17 protein-coding genes are annotated in these 18,739 nt (G+C 62.8%); 5 read left to right on the top strand and 12 right to left on the bottom strand.

What is annotated here, in order from left to right; translation table 11 throughout:
• Positions 1–117: 117 nt before the first annotated feature.
• The gene (locus tag ACOI7Z_RS00535; RefSeq protein ID WP_087849356.1) at positions 118–1,455 is read right to left on the bottom strand and encodes an aspartate aminotransferase family protein; all 1,338 of its coding nucleotides are present in this window, start codon (positions 1,453–1,455) and stop codon (positions 118–120) included.
• A gap of 180 nt (positions 1,456–1,635) precedes the next feature.
• Between ACOI7Z_RS00535 and ACOI7Z_RS00530 the strand changes: the two genes are divergently transcribed.
• Positions 1,636–2,400, top strand: a complete 765-nt coding sequence (locus ACOI7Z_RS00530; RefSeq protein WP_023288749.1) for an SDR family NAD(P)-dependent oxidoreductase — start codon at positions 1,636–1,638, stop codon at positions 2,398–2,400.
• A 53-nt stretch (positions 2,401–2,453) separates the two neighbouring features.
• Here ACOI7Z_RS00530 and ACOI7Z_RS00525 read toward each other — a convergent pair whose 3' ends face one another.
• Genes ACOI7Z_RS00525 through ACOI7Z_RS00510 form a run of 4 tightly spaced genes read right to left on the bottom strand, consistent with a single transcriptional unit; the run spans position 2,454 to position 5,428 of the window.
• Positions 2,454–3,215, bottom strand: a complete 762-nt coding sequence (locus ACOI7Z_RS00525; protein ID WP_032455037.1) for an amino acid ABC transporter ATP-binding protein — start codon at positions 3,213–3,215, stop codon at positions 2,454–2,456.
• The gene (locus ACOI7Z_RS00520; RefSeq protein WP_048296980.1) at positions 3,208–3,873 is read right to left on the bottom strand and encodes an amino acid ABC transporter permease; all 666 of its coding nucleotides are present in this window, start codon (positions 3,871–3,873) and stop codon (positions 3,208–3,210) included. The genes ACOI7Z_RS00525 and ACOI7Z_RS00520 overlap by 8 nt, the downstream gene beginning before the upstream one ends.
• Positions 3,874–3,887: 14 nt before the next feature.
• Complete coding sequence (locus tag ACOI7Z_RS00515; RefSeq protein ID WP_002893187.1) at positions 3,888–4,529, bottom strand: amino acid ABC transporter permease; 642 nt, start codon at positions 4,527–4,529, stop codon at positions 3,888–3,890.
• A 47-nt stretch (positions 4,530–4,576) separates the two neighbouring features.
• Positions 4,577–5,428: a transporter substrate-binding domain-containing protein gene (locus tag ACOI7Z_RS00510; protein WP_022631237.1), complete on the bottom strand. Its 852-nt coding sequence runs from the start codon at positions 5,426–5,428 to the stop codon at positions 4,577–4,579.
• Positions 5,429–5,668: 240 nt separating this feature from the next.
• On the opposite strand from ACOI7Z_RS00510, the gene ACOI7Z_RS00505 reads away from it, so the two are divergent.
• Positions 5,669–7,132: a PLP-dependent aminotransferase family protein gene (locus tag ACOI7Z_RS00505; protein ID WP_087849357.1), complete on the top strand. Its 1,464-nt coding sequence runs from the start codon at positions 5,669–5,671 to the stop codon at positions 7,130–7,132.
• Here ACOI7Z_RS00505 and ACOI7Z_RS00500 read toward each other — a convergent pair.
• Positions 7,129–8,463: a PLP-dependent aminotransferase family protein gene (locus ACOI7Z_RS00500; protein WP_087849358.1), complete on the bottom strand. Its 1,335-nt coding sequence runs from the start codon at positions 8,461–8,463 to the stop codon at positions 7,129–7,131. The genes ACOI7Z_RS00505 and ACOI7Z_RS00500 overlap by 4 nt on opposite strands.
• Before the next feature lie 124 nt (positions 8,464–8,587).
• Here ACOI7Z_RS00500 and ACOI7Z_RS00495 point away from each other — a divergent pair, with 124 nt between their 5' ends.
• A complete protein-coding gene (locus ACOI7Z_RS00495) occupies positions 8,588–9,496 on the top strand; it encodes a DMT family transporter (RefSeq protein ID WP_032429109.1) in 909 nt (302 codons plus the stop codon).
• 34 nt (positions 9,497–9,530) lie between these two features.
• Here the strand turns inward: ACOI7Z_RS00495 and ACOI7Z_RS00490 are convergent, their stop codons facing one another.
• The 6 genes from ACOI7Z_RS00490 to ACOI7Z_RS00465 all read right to left on the bottom strand — a co-directional run bounded on the left by ACOI7Z_RS00490 (position 9,531) and on the right by ACOI7Z_RS00465 (position 16,473).
• Positions 9,531–10,799 (bottom strand): Zn-dependent hydrolase, encoded by a 1,269-nt coding sequence (locus ACOI7Z_RS00490; protein WP_065804681.1) that lies wholly within the window; start codon positions 10,797–10,799, stop codon positions 9,531–9,533.
• A 97-nt stretch (positions 10,800–10,896) separates the two neighbouring features.
• Positions 10,897–11,907 carry an ABC transporter ATP-binding protein gene (locus ACOI7Z_RS00485; RefSeq protein ID WP_044521499.1) on the bottom strand — a complete coding sequence of 337 codons (1,011 nt, stop codon included), beginning with the start codon at positions 11,905–11,907 and terminating at the stop codon, positions 10,897–10,899.
• Positions 11,897–12,934: an ABC transporter ATP-binding protein gene (locus ACOI7Z_RS00480; protein ID WP_048334323.1), complete on the bottom strand. Its 1,038-nt coding sequence runs from the start codon at positions 12,932–12,934 to the stop codon at positions 11,897–11,899. Before ACOI7Z_RS00480 ends, ACOI7Z_RS00485 begins: the two co-directional genes overlap by 11 nt.
• Before the next feature lie 3 nt (positions 12,935–12,937).
• Positions 12,938–13,831 (bottom strand): ABC transporter permease, encoded by an 894-nt coding sequence (locus tag ACOI7Z_RS00475; RefSeq protein ID WP_087849359.1) that lies wholly within the window; start codon positions 13,829–13,831, stop codon positions 12,938–12,940.
• 2 nt (positions 13,832–13,833) lie between these two features.
• On the bottom strand, positions 13,834–14,787 hold the full coding sequence (locus ACOI7Z_RS00470) for an ABC transporter permease (protein WP_023288740.1): 954 nt from the start codon (positions 14,785–14,787) through the stop codon (positions 13,834–13,836).
• 18 nt (positions 14,788–14,805) lie between these two features.
• Entirely contained in the window at positions 14,806–16,473 is a 1,668-nt protein-coding gene (locus ACOI7Z_RS00465; RefSeq protein ID WP_087849360.1) for an ABC transporter substrate-binding protein, read from the bottom strand.
• A 325-nt stretch (positions 16,474–16,798) separates the two neighbouring features.
• Between ACOI7Z_RS00465 and ACOI7Z_RS00460 the strand changes: the two genes are divergently transcribed.
• Together ACOI7Z_RS00460 and ACOI7Z_RS00455 are read left to right on the top strand one after the other, a co-directional pair.
• Positions 16,799–17,914: a YbdK family carboxylate-amine ligase gene (locus ACOI7Z_RS00460; protein ID WP_023288738.1), complete on the top strand. Its 1,116-nt coding sequence runs from the start codon at positions 16,799–16,801 to the stop codon at positions 17,912–17,914.
• 47 nt (positions 17,915–17,961) lie between these two features.
• The gene (locus tag ACOI7Z_RS00455) at positions 17,962–18,681 is read left to right on the top strand and encodes a phosphodiester glycosidase family protein (protein ID WP_023288737.1); all 720 of its coding nucleotides are present in this window, start codon (positions 17,962–17,964) and stop codon (positions 18,679–18,681) included.
• Positions 18,682–18,739: the final 58 nt, after the last annotated feature.

The following is an 18,739-nucleotide window of genomic DNA, read 5'->3' as shown; positions in this document are numbered from 1 at the left end:
GCAAACTACGCTGAAGCCACAGATAACATAAAAAACCACACGGCAGCGCTTCCCCTCCCCCTGGCCCTCTCCCGGAGGGAGAGGGAACCGTCCGGCGGTCGCTTCCGCTACCCTCCCCTACTTCGCCAGGCTGGCAAAGCGGGCGAAGACCGCATCAAAAATCCCCAGCCCCTGCGCCACCTGCTCAGCAGTAATGGTGCACGGCGGTACCACATGAATGCGGTTCTCCACCACAAAGGCCAGCAGCCCGGCTTCGGTCAGGGCCCCTTTGATCGCGGCCATGTCGGCGGCGGTCAACGGCGTTTTTTGTTCACGGCTGCTCACCAGCTCCAGCGCCTGGAACAGGCCGCGACCGCGCACCTCGCCGATAATGGCGTGCTTCTCCGCCAGCGCCTCGAGACCGGGGCGCAGCACCTCGTTGCCGATATAGGCCGCGTTCTCAACCACCTTCTCCTCTTTCATCGCGTCGATAGTGGCGACAATCGCCGCCATCGCCAGCGGATGGCCGGAGTAGGTCAGCCCCCCGGCGAAGAAGTGATCGTCAAAATAGCGGGCAATCGGCTCGCTAATCAGCACCCCGCCCGCCGGCACGTAGCCGGCGTTAACCCCCTTGGCAAAGGTCACCAGATCCGGCACCACGCCATCCTGTTCGAAGGCGAACCAGCTGCCGGTACGACCAAAGCCGGCCATCACCTCATCGAGGATCAGCACGATGCCAAACTCGTCGGCCAGCGCGCGCACGCCCTGCATATAGCCTACCGGCGGCACGAGGATCCCGGCGGTGCCGGGGATAGACTCCAGCAGGATCGCCGCGATAGCCGTCGGCCCCTCGCATTCAATGATCCGCCGCAGATGGGCCAGCGCGCGCTGGCACTCCTCCTCCTCGGTTGCGGCGTTGAACTCGCTGCGGTAAAGGTAAGGATTGAAGAAGTGCACATGGCCGCGGGAAAACTCATTCGGCACCCGGCGCCAGTCGCCGGTGGCGGCGATCGCGCTGCCGGTGTTGCCATGGTAGGAGCGATAGGCCGACAGCACCTTGTCGCGTCCGGTATACAGCCGCGCCATGCGAATCGCGTTCTCATTGGCATCCGCCCCGGCGTTGGTGAAAAACACCTTGCTGAAGCCCGCCGGCGCCAGGTCGACGATGCGCTTCGCCGCTTCGCCGCGGGCAAGGTTGGCGGTAGCGGGCGCAATGGTGACCAGGGTCTCCAGCTGCGCCTTCATGGCCGCCAGCACCCGGGGATGTTGATAGCCAATGTTGACGTTCACCAGCTGGCTGCTGAAGTCGAGCCAGGTGTTCCCCTCATAATCCCATAGCTCGCAGCCTTGCGCCCCGGCGATGACCAGCGGGTTGAGATTGCCCTGCATCGACCATGAATGAAACACATAGGCGCGATCCAATTGCCGAACTTCGTCATTGCTTACCGCGACCTCGTTGTGAATTGCCAGCTTCATACCCTGCCCTCTCTCATGTCGTAGTGGTTGACTTCATCATTGGCCGCGGCCGCGCAAATGGGATAGAGCCAGTGTGCGCAAAACGATGTGACACGGTGTCACATCCCCGCCCGTCGTCTGGCCCTGTGCCTTGCCGTCCGGCGTTTTTATAGTGAAGGGACAACCGCACAGGAGAATGAGATGGCAACGAGCAACGTAGTGTTTATCACCGGGGCGACCTCGGGTTTTGGCGAAGCGGCAGCGCAGGTGTTTGCCGATGCGGGCTGGTCGCTGGTGTTGAGCGGGCGCCGCTATCCGCGACTGAAGGCCTTGCAGGACAGACTCGCCGCCCAGGTGCCGGTGCATATTATTGAGCTTGACGTTCGCGACAGCGAGGCGGTGGCTGCGGCGGTGGCGTCGCTGCCCGCCGATTTCGCCGATATCACCACCCTGATCAACAACGCCGGGCTGGCGCTGTCGCCGCTGCCGGCGCAGGAGGTGGCGCTGGAGGACTGGAAAACGATGATCGACACCAACGTCACCGGTCTGGTGACGATGACCCACGCCCTGCTGCCGACGCTGATCCGCCATGGCGCCGGGGCGAGCATTATCAATATCGGCTCGATCGCCGGGCAGTGGCCCTATCCCGGCAGCCATGTCTATGGCGCCAGCAAGGCCTTTGTAAAACAGTTCAGCTATAACCTGCGCTGCGATCTGCTTGGCACCGGCGTGCGGGTCACCGATCTGGCGCCGGGGATTGCCGAGACCGAATTTACCCTGGTGCGCACTAAGGGCGACCAGGCGGCATCGGATAAGCTCTATCGCGGCACCACGCCGCTGAGCGCGCGCGATATCGCCGAGCAGATGTTTTATATCGCCACGCTGCCGGCGCATATGAACATTAACCGGGTGGAGGTGATGCCGGTGCGCCAGGCGTGGCAGCCGTTCGCCATCGACCGGGATTAAGCGAAACCCGACGCTCCCCCTGCCGGCGCTGCCGGCAGGGGGCACAGGCCGGTCTAGCGGCTGCTTTGCAGAAACTGCCTGACGCGTTCGGAGTCAGGTTGCGTGAAAAACTTCTCCGGCGGCGCCTTCTCAATCAGCAGCCCCTTCTCCAGAAACACCACCTCATTGGACACCTGGCGGGCAAAATCCATCTCGTGGGTCACCACCACCATGGTGTAGCCCTCGGCGGCAAGGGCTTTCATCACCCCTAACACCTCGTTCACCAGTTCCGGATCCAGCGCCGAGGTCGGTTCGTCAAAGAGGATAACTTCCGGCGACATCGCCAGCGAACGGGCGATCGCCACCCGCTGCTTCTGCCCGCCGGAGAGGGTGATCGGGTAGACATCGGCTTTGTGCGCCATGCCGACTTTCTCCAGCTGCTGCATGGCCATGGCCTGCGCCTCGTCTCGTTTCATGCCCTTAACGCGCAGCAGCGCCTCGCTGACGTTCTGCTGCACGGTCAGGTGCGGCCACAGGTTAAAACTCTGAAACACCATCCCCACCCGCTCGCGAATTTTCGCCAGCTGGCGGTGCGACATCGCCCGGCCGCGCTGCTCATCAATCCCCAGCCGCTGACCGCCGATATGAATTTCGCCGCGGTCCGGCTGTTCCAGCCAGTTCATACAGCGCAGCAGGGTGGATTTTCCCGACCCGGACGAGCCGAGAATACTCACCACGGTCCCCTTCTCCACCGTCAGGTTAATATCCCGCAGGACTTCCACATTATCGAACTGCTTGGAGACGTTTTTGACGCTTACGGCAATAGACTCAGGCATGGCTCATTCCTCTTTTGGCTCCCCAGGCGGTCAGGCGCTTAATCAGCAGCTCCAGCAGAATGCTGATCGCCCAGTAAAGCCCAATGGCAACGATAAAGGCGTTAAACGGAATAAAATAGGTCGCCTGGACGCTGTTGGCGGCGGCGGTGATCTCCTGAACGGTAATAATGCTCAGGAAAGCGGTGTCCTTCAGGCAGATAATCAGCTGATTGCCGATCAGCGGTAAGGCGGAAGAGACGATATTGGGTAAAATAATCCGCCGAAAAATGGCATAGCGAGAAAAGCCCTGAGCAATGGCGGCTTCAATATACCCGCCGGAAAATACCCGCCGCTGACTGCGCAATATTTCAAAAAAATAGGCGCCATGATAAATAATCAGGGCCAGTAAACCGGCGGTCCACGGCTCCATGCTAATACCGAGCTGCGGCAGTCCGTAATACAGCAGATAGGCGAGGATCAAAAAAGGGATCGCGCGCATCAGGCTGACGAAACCAATGATAACCCGGTTAAGGACTTTCTTTTGATATTCGCTAAAATAACACAGCGCAATACCGATAATAAGGGCCGCGAGGGCGGCGGTAATAAACAGTTCGAGGGTCGCGAATAACCCGGCAATAAAGCTATCGCGTACCGACCAGATAACGCCCCACTGATTCATAATACCTCCCGTTGCTAGCGCGCCAGGCGCCTGGCTTTCCGTTCCGCGATCCCCTGCAGCTTCAATAAACAGCCGATGATCGCCACATACAGCAGGCCGGCGGCGAGGATCGGCGACAGCGGCTCGTAGGTGACCGAGGAGATACGGTTGGTCACCCGGGTGAGATCCACCACGCCGATCACGGCGATGGCCGGGCTACCTTTGATCAAAAACGACATCTCATTGACCAGCGCCGGCAGGCTCTCGATCCACATCTGCGGCAGCATGATGTAGCGGAAGTAGGTCCAGCGGCGCATTCCCACCGATTCCGCCGCCTCCCGCTGTTCGCGCGGAAAGGTGCGGAAGGCGTTGCGCCAGATCTCAGCGTTAAACGCCGAGGTGTTAAGCGTCAGCGCCACGATGGCGGCCACGTTCTTGTCGAGGTTAATGCCCATCGTGGGCAGGGAAAGGAACAGAAACAGCACCAGCGTCACCAGCGGCGTCGCGCGGGCCAGGCTGATATAGACCACCAGCAGCTGGTCGATAACCGGCAGGCGCAGCATCCGCACCAGGGCGATCAGCAGCCCCGCCACCACCCCGAAGGCGATAGCGATGGCCGAAATCCAGAGGGTCGTCCATGCGCCTTCGATTAATAACTGCCAGGAAATTGCATCCATGAGGCCCTCCTTCTCAGCAACAGGCGGCGGTCGCCCGCCGCGGAACATTACAGACCGGCAAGCTTATGAAACTGTTCCGGGCTGGTGATCGCCTCGGTGGGCAGGTTGTCATAGGTTTCGCCAAACCACTTTTTCTGCAGCTCGGCGAGCTTGCCGGTCTCCTTCATGTGGTTCATAAACTTGGTCATATAGGCCAGCAGCTGCGGCGAGTTTTTCGGGATCGGCCACGCCATATAGCCCGGTCCGGAGACGGCCAGCCCTTTGGCGAAGACCTTCGGTTTGGCTTTCGCCAGGTCGTTCACCGAGATCACCACGTTAATCACGTAATCCAGCCGCTTATTCGCCAGGTCGGCGTAGGCTTCCGGATAGGAGGGGTACTCCACCACCGGCCCCAGCTTGCCGCCGGTCTTCTCCAGCATCGCCTTCAGCTCCGGCAAACGCGCCAGCAGCGCGCTGCCCGCCTGCACGCCCACTTTTTTGCCGCTGAGATCGGCAATGGTGTTTAGCGAGGTATCGCCAGCGCGTTTGACGAAATAGTGCTGCGCGGAGGCCCACGGCGGGGTGAAATCAAAGACCTTCAGCCGCTCATCGGTAATAACCGCCCCGGTCAAGGCCATATCGTATTGTCCGGTGGAAACCGCCGCTAATAATCCGGTCCACGGTAATATGCTCTGGTCGACATGAAATTTGGCGTATTTACGTAACTCCTCAAGCATATCTTTGTTAAAGCCATCGGCCTGACCATTATTCATAAAGTTAAATGGCGCATAATCATCTTCCGTCGCCACTTTCAGGGTGCCGGATTTTTCTATTTCCGGCAGATCGGCCGCGACGGCGTGATAAGAAAAAGCAACCGTTAATACAGCGCTCAGACACATTGATGCCAATGATTTTTTCATTATTTCACCCCTGATGGATGGGCCAGACGGGTTCATTCCAGAACGCGAAAAGGTTTATGCAAAATAGAGGCCGGGAGGTTCCGGTCCGCGGCGGCTGAATGCGTTTTTAATGTGGGAGCGTTTTGCAATTCCGTATAGAGCCAGATGGGCCGCATCGCTGTGTCAGATGGCGGAAGGGTGGTATGGAATTTGCTGAGCTTATGGGGTGGTCGCGATGCGTTATTGCCAGAGGAGCCCCGTATGATCCGTCACCTGTTACACGTTGATTTTGAGCCTGGCCGCGGTTTGCAGGAGCAGGTGCGAGAGACGCTGGTGAATGCCATTCTCAGCGGGATCTTCGCCGCCGACACCCCGCTGCCCTCCTGCCGCCAGCTGGCCAGCCAGCTACGCGTCTCGCGCAATACCACCGCCCTGGTGTTCGAAAGCCTGGTCAACGAGGGCTATCTGATAAGCCGCCCGCGAAGCGGTTACTACCTGCATCCCGACTATCACGACGCTTCGCCTCCTGCGGTCGAGAGTGCACCGCAGCGCGAAGCGGCTGCACCACGCTGGGGCGACCGGCTGCAGATGACCCCCAGCCAGCAGGAGTCGATCCTCAAACCGGCGGGCTGGATGCACTACCGCTACCCGTTTATCTACGGCCAGCCCGATACCCGACAGTTCCCGCTGGCCACCTGGCGCTCGGCGGCCAACTGGCTGCACGGCGGGGTGCGCGATCCGGCGTGGGTGGTCGACCATATTGACCAGGATGTGCCGATGCTCATCGAGCAGATCCGCACCCGGGTGCTGCCCAAGCGCGGCATTGTCGCCGCCCCGGACGAAATTCTCATCACCCTGGGCTCGCAAAACGCCCTCTACCTGCTGACACGGCTGCTGCTCTCTTCCACCACCCGCATTGGCGTCGAAAACCCCTGCTTTCGCGAAGCCATCAACACCTTTCTGCTCGCCGACGCCGAGGTAGCGCCGCACCCGGTGGATGAAGAGGGGATCGTGCTTAATGAGCGTCCCTGCGATTACTACTATGTCACCCCCGGCCACCAGGTGCCCACCGGAGTGGCGATGAGCAGCGCGCGCCGCCGCCAGCTGCTGGAGTATGCCGCCCGCCATGACGCGGTGATCATTGAAGATGATTATGACTCGGAGAGTAACTTTACCCAAAACCCGCTGCCGGCGCTGAAGGCCAGCGATCGCAGCGGCCGGGTGGTGTATGTCAGCAGCCTGTCAAAGGCGCTGTCGCCGGGGCTGCGGCTGGGGTTTATGGTCGCCGACCCGGACCTGATCGACGAGGCGCGCGCCCTGCGCCGGCTGGTCTATCGCCATCCGCCGACCAACATTCAGTACCAGATGGCCCACTTCCTCGCCCAGGGCCATTATGAAACCCATCTGCGGCGCTACCACTACGACTCCGCCCAGCGCTGGGAGCGCCTGCACGCCGCCCTGCAGCGCTACCTGCCGTCGTGCCGCGCGCTGGCGGGGAGCGAACACGCTAACGCCTTCTGGCTGCAGACCCCGGCGCAGATCAACACCCAACAGCTTACCTGGCGCGCCGCCCACGCCGGCGTGCTGATTGAGCCCGGGGCGCGCCATTTTCTCAACGCCGCGCCGCCGGATAACTACTTTCGCATGGGATTCCACGCCATTAACCCCGACGCCATCGCCCGGGGGGTGGAAGTCCTGCGCGGCCAGCTGGAGCAGATGGGTTAGCGGGATTGCTCATACTCGACGGCGTCACGCACGTTGAGCAGCGCCGGGCGCAGGCTGTCGAAAGGCACCGAACCGAGCGCGATGCGCAGCGCCTGTGGGATCGTGGCGGAGACGCAGAACGGCTCGGCGGTCGACACCGAAATACGGCGTTCCATCAGCGCATTCGCCAGCCGGTCGGCCCGGCTCTCTTCGCCCAGCGGCAGCCAGACGAAGTACGAATCGGGATGACTCACGACGGGAAGGCCGCAGAGCACCTCGCGGGCCACCTGCTGCCGCTGTCGCGCATCCTGTCGTTTCTGCGTTTCAAAGCGGGCCACCGTGCCATCTTCAATCCAGGCGCAGATCAGCGAGCTTATCAGCGTCGGCGTATTCCACGTCGTGGCCCGGATGGCGCGCTCAATCTCCGGTCGATAGCGCGGCGGAGAAATCACCACCCCCACGCGCAGTCCGGTGGCGATATTTTTTGAAAATCCGGTGACATACACCGTTCTTTCCGGCGCATAGCTGACCACCGGCGGCGGCGGACGGCTCACCAGCCGGGCGTAGGCGGCATCTTCGATAATCAGCAGATCGTGCTGGCGCGCGAGGTCGGCCAGCGCCTGCCGCTGCCCGGCGTTGAGCACCCAGCCCAGCGGATTGTGCAGCGTCGGCATGGTATACACCGCCCGCACCCGCCGCTGCTGGCACAGCGTGTGAAGCGCCTGCAGGTCCGGCCCCTCGGCCCGACAGGGGATCGCCGCCAGCTCCAGATGATAGAGCGCCGCCAGCACCTTGAAGCCCGAATAGGTCAGCGCATCCACCGCCACCACATCCCCCGGACGTAACAGCCCCATAACGGTCACCGCCAGCCCGTGCTGCGCGCCGTTGACGATCAGGACATTTTCCGCGTCCGGCGCAAAGTGCCGGCAGGTCAAATGGCGGGCGATGATTTCCCGCTCGGCGAGCCGCCCGGCGTGAGGCTGATAGCGCAGATGCGAGTCAATATCGCCCGCCATCGCCAGCTGCCTGAGCGCCTCGCGCAGCGCATCGCCCTGCGCCGGCAGCGAAGGGTAGTTGAAGTTAAGATCCACGACGTCGGCGGCCACCGCCTGCTGGTCGACCCCATGCCCCGGCGGCAGCGAGAGGTCCCGCACGAAGGTGCCGCGCCCGGTTTCGCCACTGACCAGCCCCATCTCCTCCAGTTCACGGTAGACGCGGGTGGCGGTGGCCAGCGAGAGGCGTTCCTCGGCGGCCAGGGTACGGTGCGTCGGCAGACGGGTGCCGGCGGGCAGCTGCCCGCTGCGGATCGCCTGCGCGTATCGGTCGACAACGGCTTTGTATCGGGCTTTCATCGTGAAATGTATCTATGACAATAATTTGATTGTATCAGATTGGCCACATTACCATCGCCGCTGACGATGCTCAAGCGGGCGCAGCCCATTCAGATAACGCGAGGTTAACGTGGTAGATTCAACACTGGATAAATCGGCGCCCGGCCCCTGGTCCGGATGGCTTCATGGTTTACTGGGGGTGATCATTTTCAGCGGTTCGCTGCCCGCGACGCGGCTGGCGGTGCAGGATATGGATCCGTTGTTATTGACCTTTCTGCGCGCCTCCATCGCCGGGCTGCTTGCCGTCGCCCTGCTGGTCGGCTTTCGTCAGAAACGCCCGCGCCTGGCGCAGCTTGTGCCCCTGATCATCGTCTCATCCGGGGTGGTGATCGGCTTTCCCCTGCTCACGGCGCTGGCCCTGCAGCGCATCACTTCGGCGCATTCGATTGTGTTTATTGGCCTGCTGCCGCTGATGACCGCCCTCTTCGGCGTACTGCGCGGCGGCGAACGTCCGCGGCGGGCTTTCTGGATCTTTTCGCTGCTGGGCAGCCTGCTGGTGATGGGATTCGCCCTGACGCAAAGTGCGGCGGCGTCGCTCAGCGGCGATCTGCTGATGCTGGCGGCGGTGATCGCCTGCGGCCTCGGCTATGCGGAAGGGGCAAAGCTGACCCGGGAGCTCGGCGGCTGGCAGGTGATTTGCTGGGCGCTGGTGATAGCCCTGCCGTTGATGCTCCCCGCCTCGCTGATGGTTCAGCCCGCCTCCTGGCGCGCCATATCGACCTCCTCCTGGGCCGCGCTGGGCTATGTGTCGCTCTTCAGCATGCTGATTGGTTTTATCTTCTGGTACAAAGGGCTGGCCGCGGGCGGGATCGCCGCCGTCGGCCAGCTCCAGCTATTGCAGCCGTTCTTTGGGCTTGGCCTGTCGGCGGCGCTGTTGCACGAAACCGTCAGCCCCTTGATGTTGGCGGTCACCCTCGGGGTGGTGCTGTGCGTGGTGGGCTCGCGCAAATTTGGCCGCCAGCGGGTTGGCGCAGGGAGCGGGAGCCGCGCTTGACCTGACGCGTCGCCCCACCGGGGGGGATGACCGCCTACACCGGCCGGGCGTACTGGAGCATCACCTGCAGCAGCACGTTGGCCCCGGCGGCGACGTGCTCCGGCGAGGCATACTCCATTTCGTTATGGCTGATCCCGTCCTTGCAGGGAATAAAAATCATCCCGGTCGGCGCCAGGTAGCTCATATACACGGCGTCATGCCCGGCGCCGGAGACAATCGGTCGCGCCGGGTAGCCCAGCCGCTGCGCGGCATCGGCAATGGCCTGCTGGCATTCGCCATCGAACGGCGCCGCCGGATAGTGGCTCACCTGCTTCAGGGCCACCTGCAGACCGCTCTCCCGCTCAACCTCCGTGATAAACGCCCGCAGCTGGCGATCCATTTCATCCACCAGCGCATCGCTGAGATTGCGCATATCAATGGAGAAGGTGACCTCCCCGGGCACCACGTTGCGGCTGTTGGGCCACACCTGCACGCTGCCGACGGTGCCGCGTCCCTCTTCGCTGCGCCCGGCAATGGCGACCACCTCCTGCATAATGCGGGTCGCCACCTGCAGGGCATCCTGACGCAGGCGCATCGGCGTGGGTCCGGCGTGCGACGCCTGGCCGGTCACCACGCAGTCGTACCAGCGGATCCCCAGCACGCCCTGCACGATACCGATGGTTTTCGCTTCATCTTCGAGAATCGGTCCCTGCTCAATGTGCGCCTCAAAATAGGCGCCGATGGGATGCTCTCCCGGGGTCTGCTCGCCGATATAGCCGATCTGCGCCAGCGCCTCGCCGACGCTGACGCCCTCTTTATCCGTGACGGCCCAGGTCTCCTCCAGCGGGAAGACCCCGGCAAAGACCCCGGAGCCCATCATCACCGGCACGAAGCGCGACCCCTCTTCGTTGGTCCAGAACACCACCTCAATCGGCGCCTCGGTGGCAATCTGCCGATCGTTGAGCGTGCGCACCACCTCCAGCGCCGCCAGCACGCCGAAGTTGCCGTCAAATTTGCCGCCGGAGGGCTGGGTGTCGATATGGCTGCCGGAGACGATGGGCGGCAGGCTGGGGTTGCGCCCTTCCCGGCGCATAAACACATTGCCGATTTTATCGATGGTGACGCTCAGCCCGGCCTCCCGCGCCCAGCTAATCACCCGGTCCCGCCCCTGGCGGTCGAGGTCGGTGAGGGTCAGACGGCGGCAGCCGCCCTTCGGCGTGGCGCCGATCTGAGCAAGGTCCATTAACGACGCCCACAGGCGGTCGCCATTGATGCGCCAGCGGGTGGTGTCGGTGGCGGGGGTAAAAAGTACATCACTGCTCATGGTGGTCTCCTGACATCAAGGTCGCCGCCAGCGCAACCGGCGGTGGGAAATAAGGCATCAGCGCCTGGCCTTCATCTGTAGAGTGTGTTGCCGTCGGTCAGACGGCCAGGGCCTGCGCGTGGGCGTCAATCGCCAGCTCGCGCCAGCGGTGGCAACTCACCGTGTGGCGCTCCGCTGCAGCCTCCGTCGGCGGCAGGCTCTGCTCGCAGACCGGGCGACGGTGCGGGCAGCGCTCGGCAAAGGCGCAGCCGGGTGGCAAGCGCGCCAGATCCGGCGGCGCGCCGGGAATGCAGTGCAGGGCATCGCCTTTCTTGAGCCCCTCTTTCGGCCGGCTGCCCAGCAGCACCCGGGTATAAGGATGGCGCGGGTGGCGCAGGATCTCGCTCATGGCGGCCTCCTCGACGATCCGCCCGGCGTACATCACCGCCACCCGGTCGGCAATCTCCACCGCGGCGCCGATATCGTGGGTCACAAACACGATCGACAGCCCGCGCTGCTTTTGCTGCTCGCGCAGCAGGATCAGGATCTGGATTTGCACCGTGGCGTCGAGGGCGGTGGTTGGCTCATCCGCCAGCAGCAGCTGCGGGTTACAGGAGAGCGCAAGGGCGATCATCGCCCGCTGGCGCATCCCGCCGGACATCTCGTGCGGGTAAGCCTCCAGCCGCCGTTCGGGGCTGGGAATGCGCACCTGGCGCAGGGCCTCCAGCGCCCTGTCCCGGGCCGCCTGGCGCGACAGCCCTTCGTGGCGGCGCAGCCCTTCTATAATCTGCTGCCCGACGGTGTAGACCGGATCGAAGGCCAGCAGCGGCTCCTGAAAAATCATCGCGCAGCGCCCGCCGCGATAGCGCCGCAGCTGGCTGGCGTTCATCGTCAGCACCGCGTCGTCCCCCACCCGCAGGGTGCCGGAGAGCTCACTGCTCCCCGGCGGGTGCAGGCGCATCAGCGCCCGCAGGGTCACGCTCTTGCCGGAACCCGACTCGCCAATCAACGCCATCACCTCCCCCTTTTGTACGTCAAAGGAGACCCCGTTGACCGCGTTGATGGTCTGTCCGTCGCGGCGAAAGACGACCCGCAGGTCGCGCACATGGACAAAGGCGTTATGCGACATGGCTGACCTCCTTAAGAGGGATGCTCTGATGCCAGGGCGAGGCCGGCTGCGCCATCAGGCAGGCGCTCTGGTGCCCCTCCCCGACCGCCTCCAGCCGCGGTTTCACCTCGGCGCAGACCGCCTTCGCGTGCGGGCAGCGGGTGTGAAAGCGGCAGCCGCTCGGCGGCGCGATGGGGCTGGGGGGATCGCCGCTCAGCGGCGAGGTCAGGGTGCGGTTTTGCGGATCCATGGAGGGCATGGAGCTTAACAGCGCCCGGGTATAGGGATGGGCGGAGGCGGTAAACAGCTGCTCCGCCGGGCCGATCTCCACCACTTCGCCAAGGTACATGACGAGGATCCGATCCGACAGCCAGCGCACCACGTGCAGATCGTGGCTGATGAATACGTAGGTCAGCTCGAGGGTCCGCTTCAGCTCCTGCAGCAGCTGCAGCACCTGAGCTTCCACCGATTTATCCAGCGCCGACACCGCTTCATCAAGAATCACCAGCCGCGGCTTCATCGCCAGCGCGCGGGCGATATTCACCCGCTGCCGCTGGCCGCCGGAGAGCGCATGGGGATAGCGGTCGGCAAAGCGCGCCGGCTCAAGGCCAACGTGCGCCAGCAGATAGCGGGCGTATTCGCTGGCCTCTCTGGCGCTGACGCCGTGGACCCGCTGGCCGAAGGCGATGCTCTCCTCCATGGTCAGGCGCGGATTGAGCGAGGCATAGCTGTCCTGGAAAACCATCTGCACCTGGCGACGGTAGGCTTTCAGCGGCAGACGCGACGAGCCGACCCCCAGCCCGTCGAAGATCAGTTCGCCGCTGTCCTGGGTGAGCAGCTGCATCAGCAGCCGGGCGGTGGTCGATTTGCCGCAGCCCGACTCGCCGACCACCCCCAGGGTTTCGCCTTTCATCACCGTGAAGCTGATATCGTCCACCGCCTGGACCACCTCCCGGCCTTTGCCGCCGCGGAAGTACTTCAGCAGGTGATTGACCTTCAGCAGCGGCTGCGCCGGCCCGCCGAGGTCGATATTGGTAAAGGGTTGCATCGCTTACTCCTTAATCGCCATTGCCGCACGCAGGCGGTCCGCGAGGATATTGAACGAAATGGAGGTGATAAAAATCATCAGGCCCGGCAGGGCGGCCACCCACGGCTGGGTATAGATTGCCGTGCGCAGCGTATTGAGCATCAGCCCCCACTCTGGCTCCGGCGGCCGCACGCCGAGGCCGAGAAACGACAGGCCGGAGGCGAGGATCATGCACACCGAAATCAGCCCGGTGGAAAAGACGAAGATCGGCCCGAGCACGTTACCCAGCACCTGGACGCGGATAATGGTCAACGCGCTGGCGCCGGTGGCCCGGGCGGCATCGATATAGTCCATATGCCGTACCTGGGCGGTCACGCTCTCGGCAATCCGCGCCACCTGCGGGACAAACACCAGGGTCAGCGACAGCAGCGCATTGCCGATGCCCGCCCCCAGCGCCCCCGACAGCGCAATCGCCAGCAGGACCGAGGGAAAGGCATAGAACACATCCACGGTGCGCATGATCAGGGTATTGATTTTGCCGCCCATGTAGCCAGCGATGATCCCGATGGCGCCGCCGATAAAAAAGGCGAACACCACCGGGACAATCCCCATAAACAGCGACAGCCGGGTGCCGAGGATCAGTCGCGACAGCATGTCGCGCCCCAGCTCATCAGAGCCCAGCGGAAAACCGTCGGTGCCGATGGGCTTCAGGCGCAGGAACATCGACGTTTGATAGGGGTCTTTGACGATAAGCCACGGCCCGAACAGCGCCAGGGCCAGCAGAACGAGAATGATCGTGCCGACGAATACCCCGCCCGGGTCGCGCAGCAAGCGGCGCAGCACGCCACGCCAGTAACCTTGCCGGGAAGCGTTGGCCGGCGCGTCCGGGACCGCTTTCGTCGTTGCCGTATCCACCATGGTCAGCTCCTCTTAATGCGCGGGTCGAGGGTGGTCTGCAGAATATCCACCAACAGGTTGAGCAATACGAAAAACAGCGCCAGCACCCAGATGGTGCCCTGCAGCAGGGGCAGGTCGCGCTGAAAAATGGCGGTGTTGAGCAGCAGTCCGGTTCCCGGCCAGGAGAAGACGGTCTCCACGAGGATCGAGCCGCCCATCAGATAGCCCACCTGCAGCCCCATCACCGCCAGCGCGGTTGGCGCGGCATTTTTCATGACGTGGACAAAGATGCGCGACTCGTTGAGCCCGCGAGCGCGCAGGCCAACGATGAACTCCTGGCTGAGGATATCGGCGACCTGCGAGCGCACGGTGCGGGCGATAATCCCGGTCGGGATCACCGACAGCGTGATGGCCGGCAGCAGCATGAACTGCAGGTGCGCCCAGTCCCATTGCCAGCCCACCTCGCCTATCGGCCCGCCGCCGGTGGCCGGTAGCAGCGCGAACTTGACGCTGCAGAGGATCACCAGCAGCATCCCCAGCCAGTAGTGCGGCACGCTGACGCCAAACACCGACAACACCGAGGCCAGACGGTCAATGACGCTGTTGCGAAAATAGCCGGCGACAAAGCCGAACAGACTGCCGAGGACGAAGCCGATCGCCGTCGCCAGCAGCGCCAGGCGCAGGGAGTAGCTTACCGCGGTCATCACCTCGTCAATAACCGGGCGGCCGGTGGCGACCGACATACCGAGGTCGCCGTGCAGCGCCCGCCACAGCCAGTGGATAAACTGCAGGGGCAGCGGCTTATCAAAGCCGTAGGCCTGCATCAACGTCTGGCGCAGCGCCTCCGAGGCGTCCGGCGGCATTACCGACACCAGCGGGTCGCCAGGCGCTATCTGCACCAGCATGAAACAGATCACCGCCACCCCAAGCATGGTGGGGATAGCCAGCAGAATGCGGTATAGCAGCGTATTGATCATCGGTCGCCCCTTTCGCGATTACTCTTTTTTGCTCACCAGACTGAGGTCGATAAACCAGCTCTGCGGTTGCACCACCCCGGTCACCGCGGGCGAAATCGCGCGCGGCCCGACGTCGTGGGCGACAAACAGGAACGGCACCTGATCCACCAGCGCGGCGTGCAGCTCGCCGGCGGCTTTATTCATCGCTTCCGGGGTAAAGGCGTGCTTGACGGCGGCGGCCAGTTTTTCCGTCTCCGGGGTGGAGAAGTAGCCCCAGTTGGTCGCCACCGGCGGAAACGCTTTGGCGGTGGAGAAGCGGATCAGGCCAAAATAGGGATCGTTGACCGCGGCGCTGACGTTGATCGCGTCGATCCCTTTTGCCGAGGGATCCCGGGCGCCCAGACGCCAGTTGGTGAACAGGGTGTTCCATTCCACCACTTTGATATCCACATTGAAGAAGCAGCTCTTCAGGCTCTGCTGGATATACTCGTTCATCGGCAAGGGCTGCATCTGCCCGGAGCCGGAAGCCGAGGTCGCCACCGTGATGTGCAGCGGCTTGCCGGCGCTGTATCCGGCCTCGGTCATCAGCTGACGGGCGGCGTCCGGGTCATATTTGATCTGGAAGGTGGGTTTGCCATGCCACGGGCTGTCGGCCTCGTAGACCCCGGTGGCCTCGGTCATATAGCCGCCGAGGTAGCTCTTCAGCTCGGCGCGGTTCAGACACAGGTTGGCCGCTTTACGCACCCGAATGTCCTGCCACGGGGATCCTTTTTCAAAGGAGAACTGCCAGGGCCACAGGTGCGGCTGGGTGTTGGCGTAGAGGTGAAAACCCTGAGACTTGATCTGATCGATGGCGTCCGGCGCCGGGGCTTCAATCCAGTCCACCTGCTTCGACAGCAGCGCCGCGGTGCGGGCGTTAGCCTCCGGCAAGGGGATCAGCACCACCTTATCCACCCGGGGAATGCGATCTTTATTCCAGTAGTCGGGGTTTTTCGCGAGGATCAGCTGCTGACGCGGCACCAGCTTCTCCAGTTTGAACGGGCCGCTGCCCACCGCATGGGCGGCGAAGGCGGTCCACGCCTGTTTGCTGCGCGCGGCGCTATCGCCCGCGCTGGCCGGCACCGCGTCATACTGCTTCTGCCACGCCGTGGGCGAGACAATAAACAGGTTGGTAATGTTGTACGGCAGCAGCGCGTCCGGTTCCGAGGTGGTCAGCGCCACGGTGTGATCGTCAATTTTCTCCGCGCCGGCGAGGGTCGGCATCCGCGACAGGGTGTTGCCGATCTGACCCGGGGCGTACTGTGGCGCTGCTTTATTGAGCACCTTATCCACGTTCCAGACGATGGCGTCGGCGTTCACCTCGCTCCCATCATGAAATTTCACCCCCGGACGCAGGGTAAAAATCCAGCGGCGGGTGTTCTGCGGATCGATGTGCCACTCGGTCGCCAGCCCCGGCACCAGACCGCTGGGCTTTTCCCCTTGCGACAGATCCCACTCCACCAGCGCGTCGTACAGCGGGATGCCGGTAAAGCGGTTGCCCTCATAGCCCTGATCCGGCTGGCCGAGGGTCAACGGAATATCCGCGGCGGTCATGGCGATCCGCAGCGTGGAGGCGTTGGCAGGTAAGGCGGCGCCCGCCAGGGCCAGTGCGCCGCTCACCGCCACGGCGAGACGACCGGCACGCGAAAATAACGTCGTTTTGTGCATCACATGATCCCTGTTAAATAAAGTGTCACTGATTAACAGGCAAAATGCGTACCAGCTCTGGTGCGGGCGGAAATAGGCCGAAACCGACCGATAAAATAAGAAGGACTTATATTATCACCATGATAATTATGGGAAAATAATTCAACCTTATTCTGCCGCACCGCCAGCGGGAAATATGTTGCAGAATTGCACCAGTCGCTATATCGCAAAATTTAAATAATCACGTCGCGTCACTTTTTATGCTTCCCCCTCCCCCGCCGCGGCGTATTCTCCGCCGGGAACAATCCCTTCTATACTTCAGAGAACACATCGACCGGGAGAGACTATGCCTTTAGCCGATTTTCACCGCTCCGATCCGTTTACCCTCGGTATCGAACTGGAGCTGCAGGTGGTAAACCCGCCGGGTTACGACCTCAGCCAGGATGCCTCGACTCTGATTGCCGACGTCCAGCATGAACTGACCGTGGGAGAAGCCAAGCACGATATCACCGAGAGCATGCTGGAGATCGCCACCGGGGTGTGTCGCGACATCAGCCATGCGCAAGCCCAGCTCAGCGCCATCCAGCAGGCGGTCCAGCGCGCGGCGCTGCATCATCATCTGCAGATCTGCGGCGGCGGTTCGCACCCCTTTCATGCCTGGCAGCGCCAGCAGATCAGCGACAATCCGCGCTATGTCAAAACCGTCGAGCATTTTGGCTATCTGGCGCAGCAGGCGACGGTCTTTGGCCAGCATGTGCACGTCGGCTGCCAGAGCGGCGACGACGCCATCTATCTGCTGCACGGCCTGTCGCGCTTTGTGCCGCATTTCATCGCCCTCAACGCCGCCTCGCCGTGGTTCGACAGCACCGACAGCCGCTTCGCCTGTTCGCGCCTCAACCGCTTCTCCTCTTATCCCGACAACGGCCCGATGCCGTGGGTGGCCGACTGGCAGGGGTTTCGTCGCCTGTTCCGCCAGCTGAGCTACACCAGCATGATCGACAGCATGAAGGATCTGCACTGGGATATTCGCCCCAGCCCGCAGTTTGGGACCGTCGAGGTGCGGGTGATGGATACCCCCCTGACCCTCGCCCAGGCGATCCACATCGCCGGCTTTATTCAGACCCTGGCCTGCTGGCTGTTGACGGAGCGTCCTTTTAAGCACCAGCCTGACGATTATCTGCTGTACCCTTTTAACCGCTATCAGGCCTGCCGCTACGGGCTGGACGGGACTCTCACCGATGTGCGCGGCGGGGAGCAGCGCAGCATCCGCCAGGAGATCCTGCAGCTCGCCGACCGGCTGGCTCCTTTCGCCCATCAGCTGAAGGCGACGGCGGCGCTGGAGGCGGTGGTTCGCCAGGCGAAATCGTCGCACAGCGAAGCGCAGCAGATGCGCGAGTTTATCGCCAACGGCGGTTCGCTTTCCGGGCTGGTGCAAAAACACTGTGAGATTTGGGCGGCATAAGACAGCGAGGCGGGTATACTCGGCGCAGACCATAGAAAGGACCGCCCATGTTATTACGCTGCCTGCTCCCCCTGGCGCTGCTGCCCCTGGCCACCCTCGCCAGCGCCGCCTGTACCCTCACCGACCCGACGCTGACCCTGCAGAGCTATCGGGTGGATGCGCAGAAAGAGCGCATTGCGATGTACTGGCAGGATCGGCACGGCAAAGCCTGGGGTTCCCTGCGTTCGCTGCTGGCGGGTATCGATGGCGATGGCCGGGTGCAGATGGCGATGAACGGCGGCATTTACGATAAGGCCTACGCGCCGCTGGGGCTGTATATCGAAGACGGCAAGCGCCTGACGCCGGTAAACCGCTCCGCCGGCGGCGGGAACTTCTTTATCCGCCCCGGCGGCGTATTCCTGGTGGAGAACGGCCGGGCGAAAATCGTGCCGCTGCCGGCGTTTAAACGCTCTCCCGCCATCCGCTATGCGGTGCAGTCCGGCCCAATGCTGATTGAAAATGGCGCTATCAACTGGCGGCTGAAGCCCTCCGCCAGCTCGCGCAAACTGCGCAACGGCGTTGGCATCGATAAGCAGGGCCGGGTGGTGTTTATGCTCAGCGAGCGCGAGACCAACTTCTATGATTTTGCCTGCTATGCGCAGTCAAAGCTTGGGGTACGGCAGATGCTTTATCTCGACGGCACCCTGTCGAAGATGTACCGCAAAGGCGGCAGCGTGCCGTGGCAGTATCATCCGTTCGTGACCATGATAACGGTGGAGAGGAAATAGCGGGCGCGTTTGGGGGCGGCCATTCCAGCCAGGAGAGTGAATAAATTAACGACAGGCC

This window comes from Klebsiella sp. C283 (assembly GCF_048822555.1).
Lineage (GTDB): Bacteria > Pseudomonadota > Gammaproteobacteria > Enterobacterales > Enterobacteriaceae > Klebsiella > Klebsiella quasipneumoniae.
Note: the sequence above shows the minus strand (reverse complement) of the source record. Positions and strands in the feature narration are given on the sequence as shown.

Excerpts from the sequence above, each read along its gene's own strand:
- ACOI7Z_RS00535 (WP_087849356.1), bottom strand. The coding sequence starts at position 1,455 with ATGAAGCTGGCAATTCACAACGAGGTCGCGGTAAGCAATGACGAAGTT.
- ACOI7Z_RS00530 (WP_023288749.1), top strand. The coding sequence starts at position 1,636 with ATGGCAACGAGCAACGTAGTGTTTATCACCGGGGCGACCTCGGGTTTT.
- ACOI7Z_RS00525 (WP_032455037.1), bottom strand. The coding sequence starts at position 3,215 with ATGCCTGAGTCTATTGCCGTAAGCGTCAAAAACGTCTCCAAGCAGTTC.
- ACOI7Z_RS00520 (WP_048296980.1), bottom strand. The coding sequence starts at position 3,873 with ATGAATCAGTGGGGCGTTATCTGGTCGGTACGCGATAGCTTTATTGCC.
- ACOI7Z_RS00515 (WP_002893187.1), bottom strand. The coding sequence starts at position 4,529 with ATGGATGCAATTTCCTGGCAGTTATTAATCGAAGGCGCATGGACGACC.
- ACOI7Z_RS00510 (WP_022631237.1), bottom strand. The coding sequence starts at position 5,428 with ATGAAAAAATCATTGGCATCAATGTGTCTGAGCGCTGTATTAACGGTT.
- ACOI7Z_RS00505 (WP_087849357.1), top strand. The coding sequence starts at position 5,669 with ATGATCCGTCACCTGTTACACGTTGATTTTGAGCCTGGCCGCGGTTTG.
- ACOI7Z_RS00500 (WP_087849358.1), bottom strand. The coding sequence starts at position 8,463 with ATGAAAGCCCGATACAAAGCCGTTGTCGACCGATACGCGCAGGCGATC.
- ACOI7Z_RS00490 (WP_065804681.1), bottom strand. The coding sequence starts at position 10,799 with ATGAGCAGTGATGTACTTTTTACCCCCGCCACCGACACCACCCGCTGG.
- ACOI7Z_RS00485 (WP_044521499.1), bottom strand. The coding sequence starts at position 11,907 with ATGTCGCATAACGCCTTTGTCCATGTGCGCGACCTGCGGGTCGTCTTT.
- ACOI7Z_RS00480 (WP_048334323.1), bottom strand. The coding sequence starts at position 12,934 with ATGCAACCCTTTACCAATATCGACCTCGGCGGGCCGGCGCAGCCGCTG.
- ACOI7Z_RS00475 (WP_087849359.1), bottom strand. The coding sequence starts at position 13,831 with ATGGTGGATACGGCAACGACGAAAGCGGTCCCGGACGCGCCGGCCAAC.
- ACOI7Z_RS00470 (WP_023288740.1), bottom strand. The coding sequence starts at position 14,787 with ATGATCAATACGCTGCTATACCGCATTCTGCTGGCTATCCCCACCATG.
- ACOI7Z_RS00465 (WP_087849360.1), bottom strand. The coding sequence starts at position 16,473 with ATGCACAAAACGACGTTATTTTCGCGTGCCGGTCGTCTCGCCGTGGCG.
- ACOI7Z_RS00460 (WP_023288738.1), top strand. The coding sequence starts at position 16,799 with ATGCCTTTAGCCGATTTTCACCGCTCCGATCCGTTTACCCTCGGTATC.
- ACOI7Z_RS00455 (WP_023288737.1), top strand. The coding sequence starts at position 17,962 with ATGTTATTACGCTGCCTGCTCCCCCTGGCGCTGCTGCCCCTGGCCACC.